Below are 13,878 nucleotides of genomic sequence, written 5' to 3'. Positions count from 1 at the left end.
CCGATGCGAGGCCGTCAGGCCGCGCGCCAACGCTCGAGAATGTGCCGCGCCACCATCAGGTCGAGATGCGCGCCGCCGCCATTCTTGAACAGGGTGATCTCGTCCGCGCTTTCGCGCCGGAACAGATCCGGCTCCGAGAACTCCGCCACCACGTCCTCGCGCGCGATCGCGCCCGTCTCCAGCGGGATCTTCAACTCGCCGATATGGTCGAGCGTCGTGGCGCGCGCATCGACAAAGATCCGCGCGCGTTGCAGCGCCCGGTCGTCCGCCTCGCGCATATGGGGCGTGAAGGCGCCAATCAGGTCGAGATGGGTGCCGGGGCGCAGCCAGTCGCCCCGCACCACCGGCGCTTTCGCCATGGTCGCGCAGGTGACGATGTCGGCGCGGCCCACCGCCTGCTCCAGATCCTCGGCGATCACGATATCCGGGTGCTGGACCTTCAGCCGCTCCGCCCCCGCCCGGGAGCGGTTCCAGACGGTGAAGCGGGCCTCTGGAAAGGCCGCTCCGTAAGCCTCGCGCAGCGATGCCGCGACGTTGCCCGCGCCGACGATCAGGATCTCGTGGCTGTCGGGGCGCGCGAGCTTCATCGCGCCGAGCAGGCTGTCGGCGGCGGTCTTCCACTTGGTGACGAGATGGAAATCCACCACGGCCTCTAGCGTCCCGTCCGTATCCGACAGGAGGTTCACCGCGCCGTTGATGCTGGGGCCGTCATTGCCCGGAAAGACCGTCACGACCTTCACCGCGATGCCCAAGCCCTCGATCCAGGCGGAGCGGTTCAAAAGCGTGTCCTTGCCCCGGTAGAGAAACGTGTCCGTCACTTGCGCGGGCGGCAGATCGTGCCCGGCCTCGATCGCACGGGCCATGGCGATCCAGTCGAGCTTCGCCTCGGCCTCGAAGGGAATGATCTCGGTCACGCGGCCTCCGCCTCATTGAGCAGCCCCTCGGCCACCAGCCTCTCGGCCAGCCCATCGGGGCCGGTGAAGTGATGCGTCTGCCAGCCACGCGCGCGGGCGGCGGCGATGTTGTCGGCACGGTCGTCGGTGAACAGGAGCCGCTCCGGCGCCACGCCGGTCTCGCGCTCCAGCCGCTCGTAGATCGGCGCGTCGGGCTTGGCCATGCGCAGGTGCCCCGACACGAACAGCGCGTCGAACTCGGCGAATACGGGATAATGCACGCGCGCGATCTCGAAGGTCTCGACCCCGAAGTTCGACAGCGCGAAGACCGGCACGCCGCGCGCCTTCAACGCCCGCAGGAGCCGCCCCGAACGCGGTATCTCGGGGCTCGCCATCTCGATCCAGCGGTCATGCCACAACGCGATCTCGGCGGCCCAGTCGGGATGCGCCTCGGCCAGCGCCATGACCTGCCCGTGGAACGCCTCGCCCATGTCGACCCGCTCGTTCATCGCGTGCAGTTCCACGGCGGCAAAGAGCGCGGCGCGCCGCTCCGCCCCGATCTCGGCGTCATAGAACCCTTCGGGATTCCACTCGATCAGCACGTTGCCGATGTCGAACACCACTGCATCCACGCTCATGATCCCGCTCCTTCGGTCTTGGCCTTGCGCAGCGCCCGCTCCAGCGCGTCGAGAAAGCGCGAGCGGTCGGATTTGGTGAAGCCCTTGCCGCCGCCCTGACGGAACGGATCGGCGGCGCGCAGATCGGCCATCAGGTCGCGGGTGGCGAGCACGTTGCCGATATTGGCCTGCGTCAGAGGCTCGCCATTGTGCTTGAGCACCTGCGCCCCGGCCTCGACGCATTTCGCGGCGAGCGGGATGTCATTGGTGATCACCACGTCACCCGTCCTGGCGCGGTCGGCGATCCACATGTCGGCCACGTCCGGCCCCTCGGGGACGATGATGGTCTCCACATAGGGGTTCTGCGAGGGGCGAAGTCCGCCATTCGAGACGATGGCGACCTTCACCTTGTGGCGGGTCCCCACCGCCTCGCATTCGGCCTTAACGGGGCAGGCATCGGCATCCACATAGATCATGACCAGAGCGCTGCGGCGTGGAAATCGACATGGTCCTCGATGAAGGAGGACACGAAGAAATAGCTGTGGTCATAGCCCTTCTGAAGGCGCAGCGTGCCGGGTTGACGCCGCTCGGCCATGGCGCGGGCGAAATGCTCGGTGCCGAGCTTGTCGCCGAACTGGTCGGCGGTGCCGGTGTCGATCAGGAGCGGCCCGTCGAAGCCGGTCTTGGTCATCAAGAGCGTCGCGTCGTGGCGTGCCCAAGTGGCCTCGTCTGTGCCGAGATAGGCCTCGAACTGGCGGCGGCCCCATTCGCTCTGCGTCGGATGGCAAATCGGCGCGAAGGCCGAGACACTTCGGTATCGTCCCGGCAGCCGCATCGCCATGGTCAGCGCGCCGTGCCCGCCCATGGAATGACCGGTGATCGCCTGGCGCGCCTCGTCGATGGCGAACTGCCCTTCGAGCAGGGCGGGCAGTTCCTCGGCCACGTAGTCCCACATCTGGTAATGCTTCGCCCAAGGATCCTCGGTCGCGTTAAGGTAGAACCCCGCGCCCTGCCCCATGTCGAAGCCGTCATCATCGGCCACGCCCGGCCCGCGCGGCGAGGTGTCTGGAAACACCAGCGCGATGCCCTGCTCGGCGGCCCAGCGCTGCGCGCCCGACTTGGTCATCGCGTTCTCATGGGTGCAGGTGAGACCCGACAGGAACCACAGCACCGGCACCGGCCCCTCCTGCGCTTCCACGGGCAGGAACAGCCCGAAGGTCATCTCGGTGCCGGTGGCCTCGCTGGCATGCGAATAGACCCCCTGCACGCCGCCGAAACAAGTGTTTTCGCTGATTGTCTTCATGTCGTCTCCGTATCCGCCGAGATCACGGTGAGGATCTCTTCAAGCGGCTTCTTGTTCAATGCCGCCGCCGGGACGGTGGCGTCTTTGGCGGGGTGACCGACGGCAAGGATCATCACCGGTTTCTCGGCCACCGGACGGTCGCAGAGCCCGGTGAGGAACTTCATCGGGCTCGGCGTGTGGGTGAGCACCGACAGCCCCGACAGATGCAGCGCCCCGATCAGGAAGCCGGTGGCGAGACCGACGCTTTCGGGCACGTAGTAGTGCTTGTAGCGCGCGCCGTCCTCGCGCGTGCCCCAGCGTTGCGCGAAGACGACGATGAGCCACGGCGCGATCTCGAGATGCGGCTTGGACGCGCCGGTGCCGATCGGCTCCAACGCTGCGATCCACTCGTCCGGCGCGCCGCCCTCGTAGAAGGCGCGCTCCTCCTCCTCGGCAGCGGCGCGAATCTTGGTCTTCATGGGCGTGTCAGAAATGGCGACGAAGTGCCATGGCTGCTGGTTGGCTCCCGAGGGTGCGCGCCCGGCGGTGGCGATGGCGGTCTCGATCACCGCGCGCGGCACCGACCGGTCGGAGAAGTCGCGCACCGTGTGGCGCGTCGCCATCGCGTCATGATGCGCCAGCGCGGCGGCCTGCATCGCGGCATCGGTCATGTCGCCCCGGTTGGGCAATGGCAGGGGCTGGTAACGGATCTCGCTCGTGGTCATCGTGGCCTCCCCCCTGCTGCCCCGCACTGTCGCCAATGGCGGCGGTGGGTGCAAGTCGGGCGCGGCGCCCCAAGGAGACCGCAAAAAGCCCGTATTCTAAAAGTGAAGGGGTCAGGGTCATGCCTCAGCCGCCGCCGATCAGCACCCCGGCGGCGAAGACCAGCGCGCCGCCCAGCACCACCTGGAAGGCCGCGCGCAGGAACGGCGTGTCCATATAACGGCTCTGAATCCAGGCGATGGCCCAAAGCTCGATGAAGACCACGATGATGGCGGTGATCGTCGCCGCCCAGAAATGCGGGATCAGGTAGGGTAGCGCGTGGCCAAGGCCGCCCACGGTGGTCATCACCCCCGTGGCGATGCCGCGCTTGATCGGCGAGCCGCGGCCCGACAGCTGCCCGTCATCCGAGGCGGCCTCGGTGAAACCCATGGAGATGCCCGCCCCGACACTGGCTGCGAGACCGACGAGGAAGGTCGTATGCGTGTCCTGCGTCGCGAAGGCGGTGGCGAAGATCGGCGCCAGCGTCGAGACCGAGCCGTCCATCAGCCCCGCCAGCCCCGGCTGCACATAGGTCAGCACGAATTGCCGCCGCGCAGCGTGATCCTCGTCGTCGCGCGCCTCGTCGTGCAGGTATTCCTCCGCGAGGGCCTGTGCCGTGTCCCGGTGCCCGGCCTCGGCGGCGGCGAGGTCGCCCAGAAGCGCGCGGGTCGCCGCGTCGCGCGCATGGGCGGCGGCGCGGGCATAAAAGGCCCCGGCCTCGCGCTCCATTTCCGCCGCCTGCGCGCGGATCGTCTCGAGCCCGAGATTTTCGATCAGCCAGACCGGGCGGCGGGCGTGGAACCCCGCCACGTGCTCGCGGCGCAAAAGCGGGATCACCTCGCCGAAACGGTCGCGGTGCAGCGCGATGAGCTGCCGCCGGTGGTCGTCCTCCTCCTCGGCCATGCCGTCGAACACCGCCGCCGAGGCCGCATAGCTTTCGCGCAGCCGCTCGGCATAAAGCCGGTAGATCCGCGCGTCATCCTCCTCCGAGGAGATCGCCAGCGCGAGGACCTCCTGTTCGCTGAGATCGTTGAACCGGCGACGCGAGGAGAATCCGGGAATCATGACCGCACCTTCTTTAGAATGATTCCAATCTATAGCCCCTCCAGTGCGGCGCAACCCGGCGTGACGACATGGCTGGCCGTCCTTCGGCGAGATGCCTATGCTGTCGACGATCCACAGGAGACGAGATGACCGCCGAACCGCAGGAGATCCGCAAGGGTCGCAAGTACGACCAGGTTCTGGACGGAGCCCGCGAAGTGTTTCTCATGGAGGGATTCGAAGGCGCCAGCGTCGATGACATCGCCCGTGCAGCGGGTGTGTCCAAGGCCACGCTCTACAGCTATTTTCCCGACAAGCGCCTGCTGTTTCTCGAAGTGGTGCGCAGCGAATGCAGACGGCACGCCGACAACGCCATGGCCGAGATCCGCAGCTCCGGCCCGCCCGCCGAGGTGCTGGGCCGCGCGGCGCGACGCAAGATCGCCTTCTACACCTCGGATTTCGGGCTGCGGATGTTCCGGGTCTTCGTCGCCGAAAGCGCGCGGTTTCCCGATGTCGGTCGCGCCTTCTACAAGAGCGGCCCCGAGATGGGTCGCGCCCAGATGATGGAATATCTCGGGCAGGCGATGGAACGCGGCGAGCTGCAGATCGAGGATCTCGCGCTGGCCGCCGACCAGTTCCACGAGCTATGCCGCGCCGACCTGTTCTACCGCGCGATCCTCAGCGTCACCGAAAGCTTTACCCCCGAGGAATGCGACCGCGTGGCCGATGGCGCGGTGGCCACGTTCCTCGCCCGCTACGGCACCTAATCCTTGCGCCGCACCTGAAGCTGGTTGCCCTGCTTGCGGGTCTCGAAGCGCTTGAGATCGAGCACGAGGTCTGACAGCTTGCGCTTGCCATAGCTGCGCACGTCGAAATCGGGGTTGTCGGCGGTGATGTACTGACCGAGCGGCCCCAAGGGGTACCATTCGTCGTCATCCTGCTCGATCTTGTCCATCGCGCGCAGGATCAGCGGCACCGCCTCAAGCGGGGGCTTCTTGCCCGTGGGCGCGGCCGGTGCCTCGCCCTCGACCTGCGGTTGGTCCGGCTTGGGGGTGGACACGGGCTCGTCCATGATGTTCTCGATCATCACGAAGCGGTTGCAGACGTTGCGCAGGCTTTCCGGCGCCTTGGCCTCGCCGATGCCGATCACGTCGAGCCCCTGCTCGCGGATGCGGTTGGCCAGCGCGGTGAAATCGCTGTCGGACGAGACCAGCACGAAGCCGTCGAAGCGGCCCGTATGCAGGATGTCCATCGCATCGATGACAAGACCGATGTCGGAGGCGTTCTTGCCCTTGGTGTTGGCGGTTTCCTGATGCGCCACGAGGCCGAGGGCGCGCACGTTGTCGGCCCAGCCGCGCAGCCGCTCGGCCGACCAGTCGCCATAGACCCGGCGCAGGGCGGGCTCGCCGAAACTGGTGATCTCCTTGAGGATCGGTTTGGCAAAGCGGGCCGGGATGTTGTCGGCGTCGATCAGCACGGCGTAGAGCGGGCGGGTCTCGGGCATGTCGGGGCCTCCTGCGACGGGTTTCCCCGCCTGTCGCGCCCCCGGAGCCCGGCGTCAAGCCGGACCCCGGGGGCAAGGATCAGTAGACCACCACCGAACGGATGCTTTCGCCCGCATGCATGAGGTCGAAGCCCTTGTTGATCTCGTCGAGCTTGAGCTGATGCGTGATCATCGGGTCGATCTCGATCTTTCCCTCCATGTACCAGTCCACGATCTTGGGCACGTCGGTCCGCCCGCGCGCGCCGCCAAAGGCCGTGCCCTTCCAGGTGCGCCCGGTGACAAGCTGGAACGGCCGGGTCGAGATCTCGGCCCCCGCGGGCGCGACGCCGATCACCACCGAGACACCCCAGCCGCGATGCGACGATTCGAGCGCCTGGCGCATCACCGTGACATTGCCGGTGCAATCGAAGGTGTAATCCGCGCCGCCGATCAGGTCGCCGCGCCGCTTGGTCATGTTCACCAGATGCGAGACGATGTCACCGTCGATCTCCTTGGGGTTCACGAAATGGGTCATGCCGAAGCGCTCGCCCCATTCCTTGCGGTCATTGTTGATGTCGACGCCGATGATCATGTCGGCACCCGCAAGCCTGAGCCCCTGGAGCACGTTGAGGCCGATGCCGCCCAGCCCGAACACCACCGCCGTGGAGCCAATCTCGACCTGCGCGGTGTTGATCACCGCACCGACGCCGGTGGTGACGCCGCAGCCGATGTAGCAGATCTTGTCGAAGGGCGCGTCCTCGCGCACCTTGGCGAGCGCGATCTCGGGCAGGACCGTGTGGTTGGCGAAGGTTGAGCAGCCCATGTAATGCAGGATCGGGTCGCCATCGAGCGTCGAGAAGCGCGAAGTGCCGTCGGGCATCAGCCCTTGGCCTTGGGTGCCCCGAATCGAGGTGCACAGATTGGTCTTCTGGCTCAGGCAGGAGGGGCACTGGCGGCATTCGGGGGTGTAGAGCGGGATCACGTGATCGCCGGGCTTGAGCGAGGTGACGCCCGCGCCGACCTCGACCACCACGCCCGCGCCCTCATGGCCCAAGATCGCGGGGAACAGCCCTTCAGGATCGGCGCCCGACAGGGTGAATTCGTCGGTGTGGCAGATGCCGGTGGCCTTGATCTCGACGAGGACCTCGCCTGCCTTGGGGCCTTCGAGGTTGACCTCCATGATCTCGAGCGGCTTTCCGGCCTGAACGGCGACGGCGGCACGTGTGCGCATGGGATGATCTCCGTTTTGGGGCGCGCCGCACTCCGGCGCGCTTTGGCGGGCAGGGTCGCGGAAACCGGCACGGAGATCAATGGCGCAGCCTCTTGTGCCGTCGCGCGCGACGGGTCAGGGTCCGGATCATGCGATACCTCATCCTGCCCCTTCTTCTGGCCGCCTGCGCGCCCTTGGCGCAGCCCCCCGGCCCCACGCCCCCGCCGGCGTCCAGCCCCGCCGATCCGGGCCGCTGCGGCGCGGCCGAGCGGCAGCGGCTCCTCAGCGCGCCGGTCACGGCGCTGGAGCGCGAGCTGATCCTTGGACAGGTGCGGGTGATCCGCCCCGATGATCTGGTGACGATGGATTTCCGCGAGGATCGGATCAATTTCGAGATCGACGCTTCGGAGAGGATCGCGCGGATCTATTGCGGCTGATCCCATCGGGCCGGGAGGGGGCCGAAAAGAGCCAGACCGACATTCCGAACGGAATCCGGCCCGGACGCGGTCATGCCGCACCCGGGCCGTAGAAGTTCGCGAACAGGCCCCGCCCCGTCGTGGATCAGGTGGGGGCTTTTATCACCGCGATGAAGCGGGTTGCCTGCCGCTGAACCCGTTGTGACAGCGAGTCGCGGCGCGGATGCGGTCGGGCGCGGCCAATGCGACGACGTTTTCGCGGCGTTCGCGTGGCGCGGGCGTCGGCAAAGCCCCCGAGCCTTGAAATGCCGCCCCGCGCGCGTAACTCTGAAGACATGACGCTTCAGCCCCCCACGCCGTTTCCAGGCCGCCTGCCCGAGCCGGTCGCCTTCCATCGCACAGAGTTGGGGCCGATCCTGTCGGTCTATGGGCGCATGGTCGCCGCTGGCGAATGGCGCGACTACGCGATCTCCTCCTTGCGCGACATGGCCGTGTTCTCGGTGTTTCGCCGCACCGCCGAGACGCCGCTCTATCGCATCGAGAAACGCCCCAAGCTGCGGCAGCGGCAGGGGCAGTTTGCGGTATTCGGCCCCGAAGGGCAGGTGCTGCGGCGCGGCGACGACCTCGCGCAGGTGCTCAAGGTCTTTGACGCGCGCCGCTTCAGGGTGATCGAGTGAGCGTCACAGCCTGCGGCGATGCGTCACCGGCCCGCCGCCCTGCGCCTCGATCCTGAGCACCGCCTTTTTCGCATCCTCGTAGGTCACGGCCATGGCGTGCCCGTTGGCGTGGATGATGGTGTCGGGGTCCACGAGCATCGCCACATGCCCCTTCCAGAACCACAGGTCACCGCGTTGCGGCGGCTCGTTCGCGGCATCGCGACCTAGGCCCTGTTGCAGGTCGCTATCGCCCGGAGAGGCCACCCCGCAGGCCAGCAGCGCCGCCTGCACCAGCCCGGAGCAATCGATGCCGAGCCGCGAATTGCCCCCCCACAGATAGGGCGTGCCGAAGAACATCTGCGCCACCGTCACCGGGTCCGAGAAGGGGCGGTCGATCTCGCGCAGATGCTTCTTTGGAATGAAACCCTCGGGCGTCTCGAACAGGGCCTTCAGCTCGTGCAGCACGGTGATCCGGCTGCCGAAGCTCAGATGCGCGAGGTCGCGCGACTTGATGCTCTCCTCGGCATAGAGATGGGTGGCCGGGGTGGCCACGATGTGGGTCGCGGCACGCGGCGCACCGAGGCCCGCCTCATCGACATAGCCGCAATAGCCGTCGCGTGCGGCGCGAATGAAGGCCCGGCCATCGCGCCGCTCGAACAAATCGACGCCCTCGCCCATGAGAAGCTGCCGGTCGCGCGCCCCGTCCGGCACAGCCAGCAGGTCGAGTACCGGCCGCGTCACCCGCGCGCCTTCGCCCGGCACGTAACGCTCGGCCGTGATCTTGCCCGCCAGCTCCAGCGCGGCGACGCGGCCATTGGCCGGGGTCAGGCGGCGATCCATGGCACTTACTCCAGATCCAGCAGCTCGGGCATCGCCTCCAGCAGCGCCCGCGCGCCCATGCCGACGCCGCCCTTGGGCCGCGCCGGGGCGGGTTTGGGGTTCCAGCCGTAGATGTCGAAATGCACGTAGCGCGTGCCCTCGGCAAAGCGGCGCAGGAACAGTGCCGCAGTGATCGACCCTGCCATGCCGCCTGATGGCGCGTTGTCGAGATCGGCGATGCCCGGCTCGATCATCGGCTCGTAGGGGGCGTGGAACGGCATGCGCCAGACCGGGTCGGCCACCCGCGCCGCCGCCCGCCCGATCGCTGCCGCGTCGGCATCGGCATCCGTGTAGAACGGCGAGAGGTCGGGGCCCACCGCCACCCGCGCCGCGCCGGTGAGCGTCGCCATGGAGATCATCAGATCGGGGCTTTCCTCGGCCCCCAGCGCCAGCGCGTCGGCCAGCACCAGCCGGCCTTCGGCGTCGGTGTTGTTGTTCTCGACCGTGAGCCCCTTGCGGGAGGCGAGGATGTCGCCGGGACGGAACGCAGTGGCCGAAACCGAGTTCTCGACCGCCGGGATCAGCACGCGCAGCCGGATCTTCAGCCCCAGTGCCATGATCATCTGCGCCAGCCCCAGCACCGTCGCCGCGCCGCCCATGTCCTTCTTCATCAGCCCCATGGAGGCGCCGGGCTTGAGGTTGAGCCCGCCGGTGTCGAAGCACACCCCCTTGCCCACCAGCGTCAGCTTCGGGCCCTGATCGCCCCAGCGCAGATCGAGAAGACGCGGCGCGCGGTCGGCAGCGGCGGCGCGGCCGACCGTATGGATCAGCGGCAGGTTGCCCGCCAGAAGCTCATCTCCCTTCGTCACGGCCATGCGCGCGCCAAAACGTTCGGCAAGATCGGCGGCGGCGGCTTCGAGATCGGTGGGCCCCATGTCGGAGGCCGGCGTGTTGATCAGGTCGCGGGTCAGCGCCTCGCCCGCCGCGATGATGCGCAGCCGTTCGGCATCGACGCCCTTCGGCGCCACCAGCCGCGCCTTGGCCGTGCTCTGGCTGGCATAGCGGTCGAAGCGGTAGCTCTCCAGAAGCCAGCCCAGCGCGGTCTCGTGCGCGAGGTCAGGATCAGTGGCCGGGTCGAGCGCATAGGTGCCCTCCGGCAGCTTCGATGCGGCGGAGGCGGCGATGAAACGTCCGCGCGCGCGAGCCTTGTCGTCGCCCAGGCCCACCAGCGCCCCCCAAAGCCCGCCGGAGGCGTCGGGCAGCGCCAGCACCGCACCCGGCCCGGCCCTGAACCCCTGCGCCCGCGCCCAGGCCTGCGCGACCTGCGGCAGATCGCCGAGCGCGGCGTCGAGGCCGTCGGGCGTCACGAGGCGCAAGGTCAGGGCATCGGTGCCGGGGGCGGCGAAATCGGGTGTCGGCATGGCTGTGGCTCCTCGGGGCGGGCGTCGGGGCGGGCGATCTCCGCACGCATCGGGGCGAGACTAGCCGCCGCCGCCGCCGCCGCAACCCGGATCGCGCGTCAGCCCGAGCGGCGAAGCGCGCCCAGCGCCCCGGCGCCGCAACGCCCCAGCCGCGCCACCGTCGCCCCGAGCGCCGCCGCGTCGCCACGCTTGGCGCAATCCTCGACGCTGGCCGCGACCCGCGCCATCTCCGACAAGCCGAGCCGCGTGGCCAATCGGCGCAGACCGCGCGCATCGGCGCGCAGCCGCCCGAAGGCGCAGGCCGACAGATGTGCCTCGAGCCGGGTCAGCCGGGCCGAAAGCTCGGCCGAGGGAGGCACGCCGCGCCGATGCGCCGCGCCCAGCATGGTGAGCAGGCGGGCCCGCAGCAACGCCTCGGCGGGCGGCTCTGGAAGCGGCATCATCGGCACGATGGCCTGCGGATCGGGGCATGTGTCAGCAAAGGTCATGACCGCATCTTTCGCCTCGATAGGTTCCGAAACCGTTGCGCTCGCACCGAGATATGTCTCGAATCTTCTCACAATTCCGCTTATCTGCGGCGGGACGACGCATGGAGAGCCACATGACCATCGCCAGACCCCTCCCCGACTATCTCGTGAAGCGCTATCACGGCTGGAAGGCCACCTCCTACGCGGAGAACAGCGCCTGGTACCGCAAGCTTGCCGATGATGGCCAGCATCCGCGCGCCATGGTGATCTCGTGCTGCGACAGCCGGGTGCATGTCACCTCGATCTTCGGCGCCGATCCGGGCGAATTCTTCATTCACCGCAACATCGCCAACCTCGTGCCGCCCTATGCCCCCGACGGCAATCAGCACGGCACTTCGGCGGCGATCGAATACGCGGTGACCGCGCTCAAGGTGCCGCATCTCATCGTGATCGGCCATTCGAGCTGCGGCGGCGTGCGCGGCTGCTTCGACATGTGCGAGGGCCACGCCCCGGCGCTCGAGGAGAAGTCGAGCTTCGTCGGCCGCTGGATGGACCTACTGCGCCCCGGCTATGCGCGGCTGCCCGAGGGCACCGAAGCCGAGCGCGTCGCGGCGCTGGAAAAGCAGGCGGTGCTGGTCTCGCTCGAGAACCTGATGAGCTTTCCCTACGTGAAGGAGGCGGTCGAGGAGGGCAAGCTGACGCTGCACGGGCTCTGGACCGACATCGGCGCAGGCGGGCTCGAATGCTACGATTCCGATCGCGGCGATTTCGTCCCGGTCTGATCTCTTTCCGATCTGGGCCGCGTCAGCCGGAACACCGGTTGCGCGGCAAAGATCACCAGCATGATCCGCACCAGATGCAGGACCGAAACATAGGCCACGTCCTGCCCCATCGCCAAAGCCAGCAGGCTCATCTCGGTGAGCCCGCCGGGTGAATACCCCAGAAAGCTGAGCGATAGCGGCAGGCCGGTGATCGCGGTAAGACCTGTGGCGAAGGCCACCGCCACCGCGATCATCGCCACCGACGACAACGCGCCGAGCGACAGGTCGCGTCCGATCTGGCGGGCGCTGACCCCGATGAAGCGGCAGCCGATCACCGTGCCGATCACCAGCTGTGCCACGACGATCAGAAACCCCGGCGGCGCCACGGTGACGAGCCCGGCGAGATGCAGCGCCCCGCTGAGCAGCATCGGTCCGGTGATCTGCGGCGCGGGCAGGCGCAGCGCGCCGCCCAGCGGCACCCCGGCCACCGCCGCGGCTCCCAGAAGCGTCCAGTCGAGCAGCGACAGCGCCGAGGCCGCGGTGCCGCGCGCCACCTCGCCCGAGCTGACATCGAGCGCGTAGCCATAGAACAGCACCACGAAGAGGATGACGAGCAGCACCCGCGCGGCATGGGCCAGCGCGATGCGCTTTTCGTTGCCGCCCGCCGCGCCGCCGAGGATCAGCATGTCGTTGAGCCCGCCCGGCATCGCCGAGAAGAACGCTGTGACCGGATCGTAGTGCCCGATCCGGCGATAGACCGCGTAGGAAACCAGCGCCGTCACGGCGAGGAACGGCAGCAAAAGCGCGAAGCTCGCGGCGTAGCGCGACGCGGCGGAGAACATCTCGGGCCGCATCGCCGAGCCGAGCATCACCCCGATCACCGGGATCACCAGCGGGCGAAGCCGGTCCGGTCCGCGCACCGGAAACGACAGAACCGCCGCCAGCGTGTTGCCGATCATCGGCCCCAGCATCCAAGGCAGCGGCATGCCCGCGACGCTGGCGAGCCAGCCCGACAGCGCACCGATGACCAAGGCGAAGACGGCGCGGCGCCCCGGCACGAGGCCGCGCAGATACATGACGACATCACCCATACCGCCTGCTTAACGTCGCGGCGGGTGGAGGTGTAGGGGGATCAGCGGTGCAATTGGCGCTGCCGCTCGGCATATCGCGCGCGATCGGCGTCGCTCCGCTCGTCGATGCAGCCGGGGCAGGAGATGCCCTCCACATAGGCCGGGTCCTGCATCGCCCGCGGCGAGACCGGCATCCGGCAGGCGCGGCACAGCACGTGGGAGCCGGGTTCAAGCCCGTGGCCCACCGCGACCCGCTCGTCGAAGACGAAGCATTCGCCGCGCCACAGGCTCTGCTCGGCGGGCACTTCTTCGAGGTATTTCAGGATGCCGCCCTTGAGGTGAAAGACATCCTCCACCCCTTGCGCCTTGAGAAACGAGGTCGATTTCTCGCAGCGGATGCCGCCCGTGCAGAACATGGCGATACGCTTGCCCGCCAGCGCCTCTCGGTTGGCCTCCCACCAGTCGGGAAACTCACGAAAGCTCGCGGTGCCGGGATCCACAGCGCCCTCGAAGCTGCCCACTGCGACCTCATAGCCGTTGCGGGTGTCGATCACCGCGACATCGGGGGCTAAGATCAGCGCGTTCCACTCGGCGGGATCGACATGGGTGCCGACCTGCCCCAACGGATCGACGCCGGGTTGGCCCATGGTGACGATCTCGCGCTTGAGCCGGACCTTGAGACGGCGGAAGGGCGCGGCCTCGGCGGTGCTCTCCTTCCATTCCAGCCCGGCGAATCCAAGCCAGCCGCGCAGATGCGCGATGAGATCGAGGATCGCGTCGCGGTCTTCGGCGGCGACGGTGCCGTTGATCCCCTCCTGCGCGAGGATCAGCGTGCCGCGAATCCCGCGCTCGGCGCAGAAATCGAACAGCGCCGCACGATGCGTGTCGGCATCCGCGAGCGGGGCGAAGTGATACAGGGCGGCGACGGTGAACATGGCGCGAGGGCTTAGGCCGCAAGCCCGGCAGGCGCAAGACACCCG

At 68.2% G+C, this 13,878-nt stretch carries 17 protein-coding genes; 4 read left to right on the top strand and 13 right to left on the bottom strand.

The annotated features are described in order from the left end of the window. Positions 1–14: 14 nt before the first annotated feature. From ACJASC_RS00470 to mbfA, 6 genes are all read right to left on the bottom strand, one after another. Complete coding sequence (locus ACJASC_RS00470; protein WP_415142639.1) at positions 15–914, bottom strand: ornithine cyclodeaminase family protein; 900 nt, start codon at positions 912–914, stop codon at positions 15–17. Further along, complete coding sequence (locus ACJASC_RS00465) at positions 911–1,531, bottom strand: HAD family hydrolase (protein WP_021692344.1); 621 nt, start codon at positions 1,529–1,531, stop codon at positions 911–913. Before ACJASC_RS00465 ends, ACJASC_RS00470 begins: the two co-directional genes overlap by 4 nt. After that, positions 1,528–1,986 carry a YaiI/YqxD family protein gene (locus tag ACJASC_RS00460; protein WP_415142637.1) on the bottom strand — a complete coding sequence of 153 codons (459 nt, stop codon included), beginning with the start codon at positions 1,984–1,986 and terminating at the stop codon, positions 1,528–1,530. The genes ACJASC_RS00465 and ACJASC_RS00460 overlap by 4 nt, the downstream gene beginning before the upstream one ends. Next, positions 1,983–2,813 carry an S-formylglutathione hydrolase gene (fghA, locus tag ACJASC_RS00455; protein WP_021692346.1) on the bottom strand — a complete coding sequence of 277 codons (831 nt, stop codon included), beginning with the start codon at positions 2,811–2,813 and terminating at the stop codon, positions 1,983–1,985. The genes ACJASC_RS00460 and fghA overlap by 4 nt, the downstream gene beginning before the upstream one ends. Beyond that, on the bottom strand, positions 2,810–3,517 hold the full coding sequence (locus tag ACJASC_RS00450; protein WP_415142635.1) for a nitroreductase family protein: 708 nt from the start codon (positions 3,515–3,517) through the stop codon (positions 2,810–2,812). Before ACJASC_RS00450 ends, fghA begins: the two co-directional genes overlap by 4 nt. 124 nt (positions 3,518–3,641) lie before the next feature. Further along, positions 3,642–4,619 carry an iron exporter MbfA gene (gene mbfA / locus ACJASC_RS00445; RefSeq protein WP_415142633.1) on the bottom strand — a complete coding sequence of 326 codons (978 nt, stop codon included), beginning with the start codon at positions 4,617–4,619 and terminating at the stop codon, positions 3,642–3,644. Positions 4,620–4,744: 125 nt separating this feature from the next. Between mbfA and ACJASC_RS00440 the strand changes: the two genes are divergently transcribed. Continuing rightward, positions 4,745–5,362 carry a TetR/AcrR family transcriptional regulator gene (locus ACJASC_RS00440; protein ID WP_415142631.1) on the top strand — a complete coding sequence of 206 codons (618 nt, stop codon included), beginning with the start codon at positions 4,745–4,747 and terminating at the stop codon, positions 5,360–5,362. Here the strand turns inward: ACJASC_RS00440 and ACJASC_RS00435 are convergent. Both ACJASC_RS00435 and ACJASC_RS00430 read right to left on the bottom strand, forming a co-directional pair. Beyond that, positions 5,359–6,099 carry an NYN domain-containing protein gene (locus tag ACJASC_RS00435; protein ID WP_021692350.1) on the bottom strand — a complete coding sequence of 247 codons (741 nt, stop codon included), beginning with the start codon at positions 6,097–6,099 and terminating at the stop codon, positions 5,359–5,361. The two genes, ACJASC_RS00440 and ACJASC_RS00435, sit on opposite strands and share 4 nt — an antisense overlap. Positions 6,100–6,178: 79 nt before the next feature. Further along, positions 6,179–7,309, bottom strand: a complete 1,131-nt coding sequence (locus tag ACJASC_RS00430; RefSeq protein WP_415142628.1) for an S-(hydroxymethyl)glutathione dehydrogenase/class III alcohol dehydrogenase — start codon at positions 7,307–7,309, stop codon at positions 6,179–6,181. 128 nt (positions 7,310–7,437) lie between these two features. On the opposite strand from ACJASC_RS00430, the gene ACJASC_RS00425 reads away from it, so the two are divergent. Both ACJASC_RS00425 and ACJASC_RS00420 read left to right on the top strand, forming a co-directional pair. Then, positions 7,438–7,725 carry an I78 family peptidase inhibitor gene (locus tag ACJASC_RS00425; protein WP_415142626.1) on the top strand — a complete coding sequence of 96 codons (288 nt, stop codon included), beginning with the start codon at positions 7,438–7,440 and terminating at the stop codon, positions 7,723–7,725. Positions 7,726–8,039: 314 nt separating this feature from the next. Then, complete coding sequence (locus tag ACJASC_RS00420) at positions 8,040–8,381, top strand: DUF2794 domain-containing protein (protein WP_415142624.1); 342 nt, start codon at positions 8,040–8,042, stop codon at positions 8,379–8,381. Positions 8,382–8,384: 3 nt separating this feature from the next. Here the strand turns inward: ACJASC_RS00420 and ACJASC_RS00415 are convergent, their stop codons facing one another. The 3 genes from ACJASC_RS00415 to ACJASC_RS00405 form a co-directional block, all read right to left on the bottom strand. Next, positions 8,385–9,200, bottom strand: a complete 816-nt coding sequence (locus ACJASC_RS00415; protein ID WP_415142622.1) for a C40 family peptidase — start codon at positions 9,198–9,200, stop codon at positions 8,385–8,387. A 5-nt stretch (positions 9,201–9,205) separates the two neighbouring features. Beyond that, positions 9,206–10,600: a leucyl aminopeptidase family protein gene (locus ACJASC_RS00410; protein ID WP_415142620.1), complete on the bottom strand. Its 1,395-nt coding sequence runs from the start codon at positions 10,598–10,600 to the stop codon at positions 9,206–9,208. A 98-nt stretch (positions 10,601–10,698) separates the two neighbouring features. After that, positions 10,699–11,088, bottom strand: a complete 390-nt coding sequence (locus tag ACJASC_RS00405) for a hypothetical protein (protein WP_021692356.1) — start codon at positions 11,086–11,088, stop codon at positions 10,699–10,701. A gap of 113 nt (positions 11,089–11,201) precedes the next feature. Here ACJASC_RS00405 and ACJASC_RS00400 point away from each other — a divergent pair, with 113 nt between their 5' ends. Further along, a complete protein-coding gene (locus ACJASC_RS00400; protein WP_045319554.1) occupies positions 11,202–11,849 on the top strand; it encodes a carbonic anhydrase in 648 nt (215 codons plus the stop codon). Here ACJASC_RS00400 and ACJASC_RS00395 read toward each other — a convergent pair. Together ACJASC_RS00395 and trhO are read right to left on the bottom strand one after the other, a co-directional pair. After that, a complete protein-coding gene (locus ACJASC_RS00395; protein ID WP_415142617.1) occupies positions 11,813–12,919 on the bottom strand; it encodes an AbrB family transcriptional regulator in 1,107 nt (368 codons plus the stop codon). The genes ACJASC_RS00400 and ACJASC_RS00395 overlap by 37 nt on opposite strands. Before the next feature lie 41 nt (positions 12,920–12,960). After that, complete coding sequence (gene trhO / locus ACJASC_RS00390; protein WP_415142615.1) at positions 12,961–13,833, bottom strand: oxygen-dependent tRNA uridine(34) hydroxylase TrhO; 873 nt, start codon at positions 13,831–13,833, stop codon at positions 12,961–12,963. Positions 13,834–13,878 lie beyond the last annotated feature (45 nt).

It is taken from the genome of Limimaricola cinnabarinus, from assembly GCF_047631075.1.
Lineage (GTDB): Bacteria > Pseudomonadota > Alphaproteobacteria > Rhodobacterales > Rhodobacteraceae > Limimaricola > Limimaricola cinnabarinus.
Note: the sequence above shows the minus strand (reverse complement) of the source record. Positions and strands in the feature narration are given on the sequence as shown.

Coding starts and splice junctions, on each gene's coding strand:
- ACJASC_RS00465 (WP_021692344.1), bottom strand. CDS start 1,531: ATGAGCGTGGATGCAGTGGTGTTCGACATCGGCAACGTGCTGATCGAG.
- ACJASC_RS00460 (WP_415142637.1), bottom strand. CDS start 1,986: ATGATCTATGTGGATGCCGATGCCTGCCCCGTTAAGGCCGAATGCGAG.
- fghA (WP_021692346.1), bottom strand. CDS start 2,813: ATGAAGACAATCAGCGAAAACACTTGTTTCGGCGGCGTGCAGGGGGTC.
- ACJASC_RS00450 (WP_415142635.1), bottom strand. CDS start 3,517: ATGACCACGAGCGAGATCCGTTACCAGCCCCTGCCATTGCCCAACCGG.
- mbfA (WP_415142633.1), bottom strand. CDS start 4,619: ATGATTCCCGGATTCTCCTCGCGTCGCCGGTTCAACGATCTCAGCGAA.
- ACJASC_RS00440 (WP_415142631.1), top strand. CDS start 4,745: ATGACCGCCGAACCGCAGGAGATCCGCAAGGGTCGCAAGTACGACCAG.
- ACJASC_RS00435 (WP_021692350.1), bottom strand. CDS start 6,099: ATGCCCGAGACCCGCCCGCTCTACGCCGTGCTGATCGACGCCGACAAC.
- ACJASC_RS00430 (WP_415142628.1), bottom strand. CDS start 7,309: ATGCGCACACGTGCCGCCGTCGCCGTTCAGGCCGGAAAGCCGCTCGAG.
- ACJASC_RS00425 (WP_415142626.1), top strand. CDS start 7,438: ATGCGATACCTCATCCTGCCCCTTCTTCTGGCCGCCTGCGCGCCCTTG.
- ACJASC_RS00420 (WP_415142624.1), top strand. CDS start 8,040: ATGACGCTTCAGCCCCCCACGCCGTTTCCAGGCCGCCTGCCCGAGCCG.
- ACJASC_RS00415 (WP_415142622.1), bottom strand. CDS start 9,200: ATGGATCGCCGCCTGACCCCGGCCAATGGCCGCGTCGCCGCGCTGGAG.
- ACJASC_RS00410 (WP_415142620.1), bottom strand. CDS start 10,600: ATGCCGACACCCGATTTCGCCGCCCCCGGCACCGATGCCCTGACCTTG.
- ACJASC_RS00405 (WP_021692356.1), bottom strand. CDS start 11,088: ATGACCTTTGCTGACACATGCCCCGATCCGCAGGCCATCGTGCCGATG.
- ACJASC_RS00400 (WP_045319554.1), top strand. CDS start 11,202: ATGACCATCGCCAGACCCCTCCCCGACTATCTCGTGAAGCGCTATCAC.
- ACJASC_RS00395 (WP_415142617.1), bottom strand. CDS start 12,919: ATGGGTGATGTCGTCATGTATCTGCGCGGCCTCGTGCCGGGGCGCCGC.
- trhO (WP_415142615.1), bottom strand. CDS start 13,833: ATGTTCACCGTCGCCGCCCTGTATCACTTCGCCCCGCTCGCGGATGCC.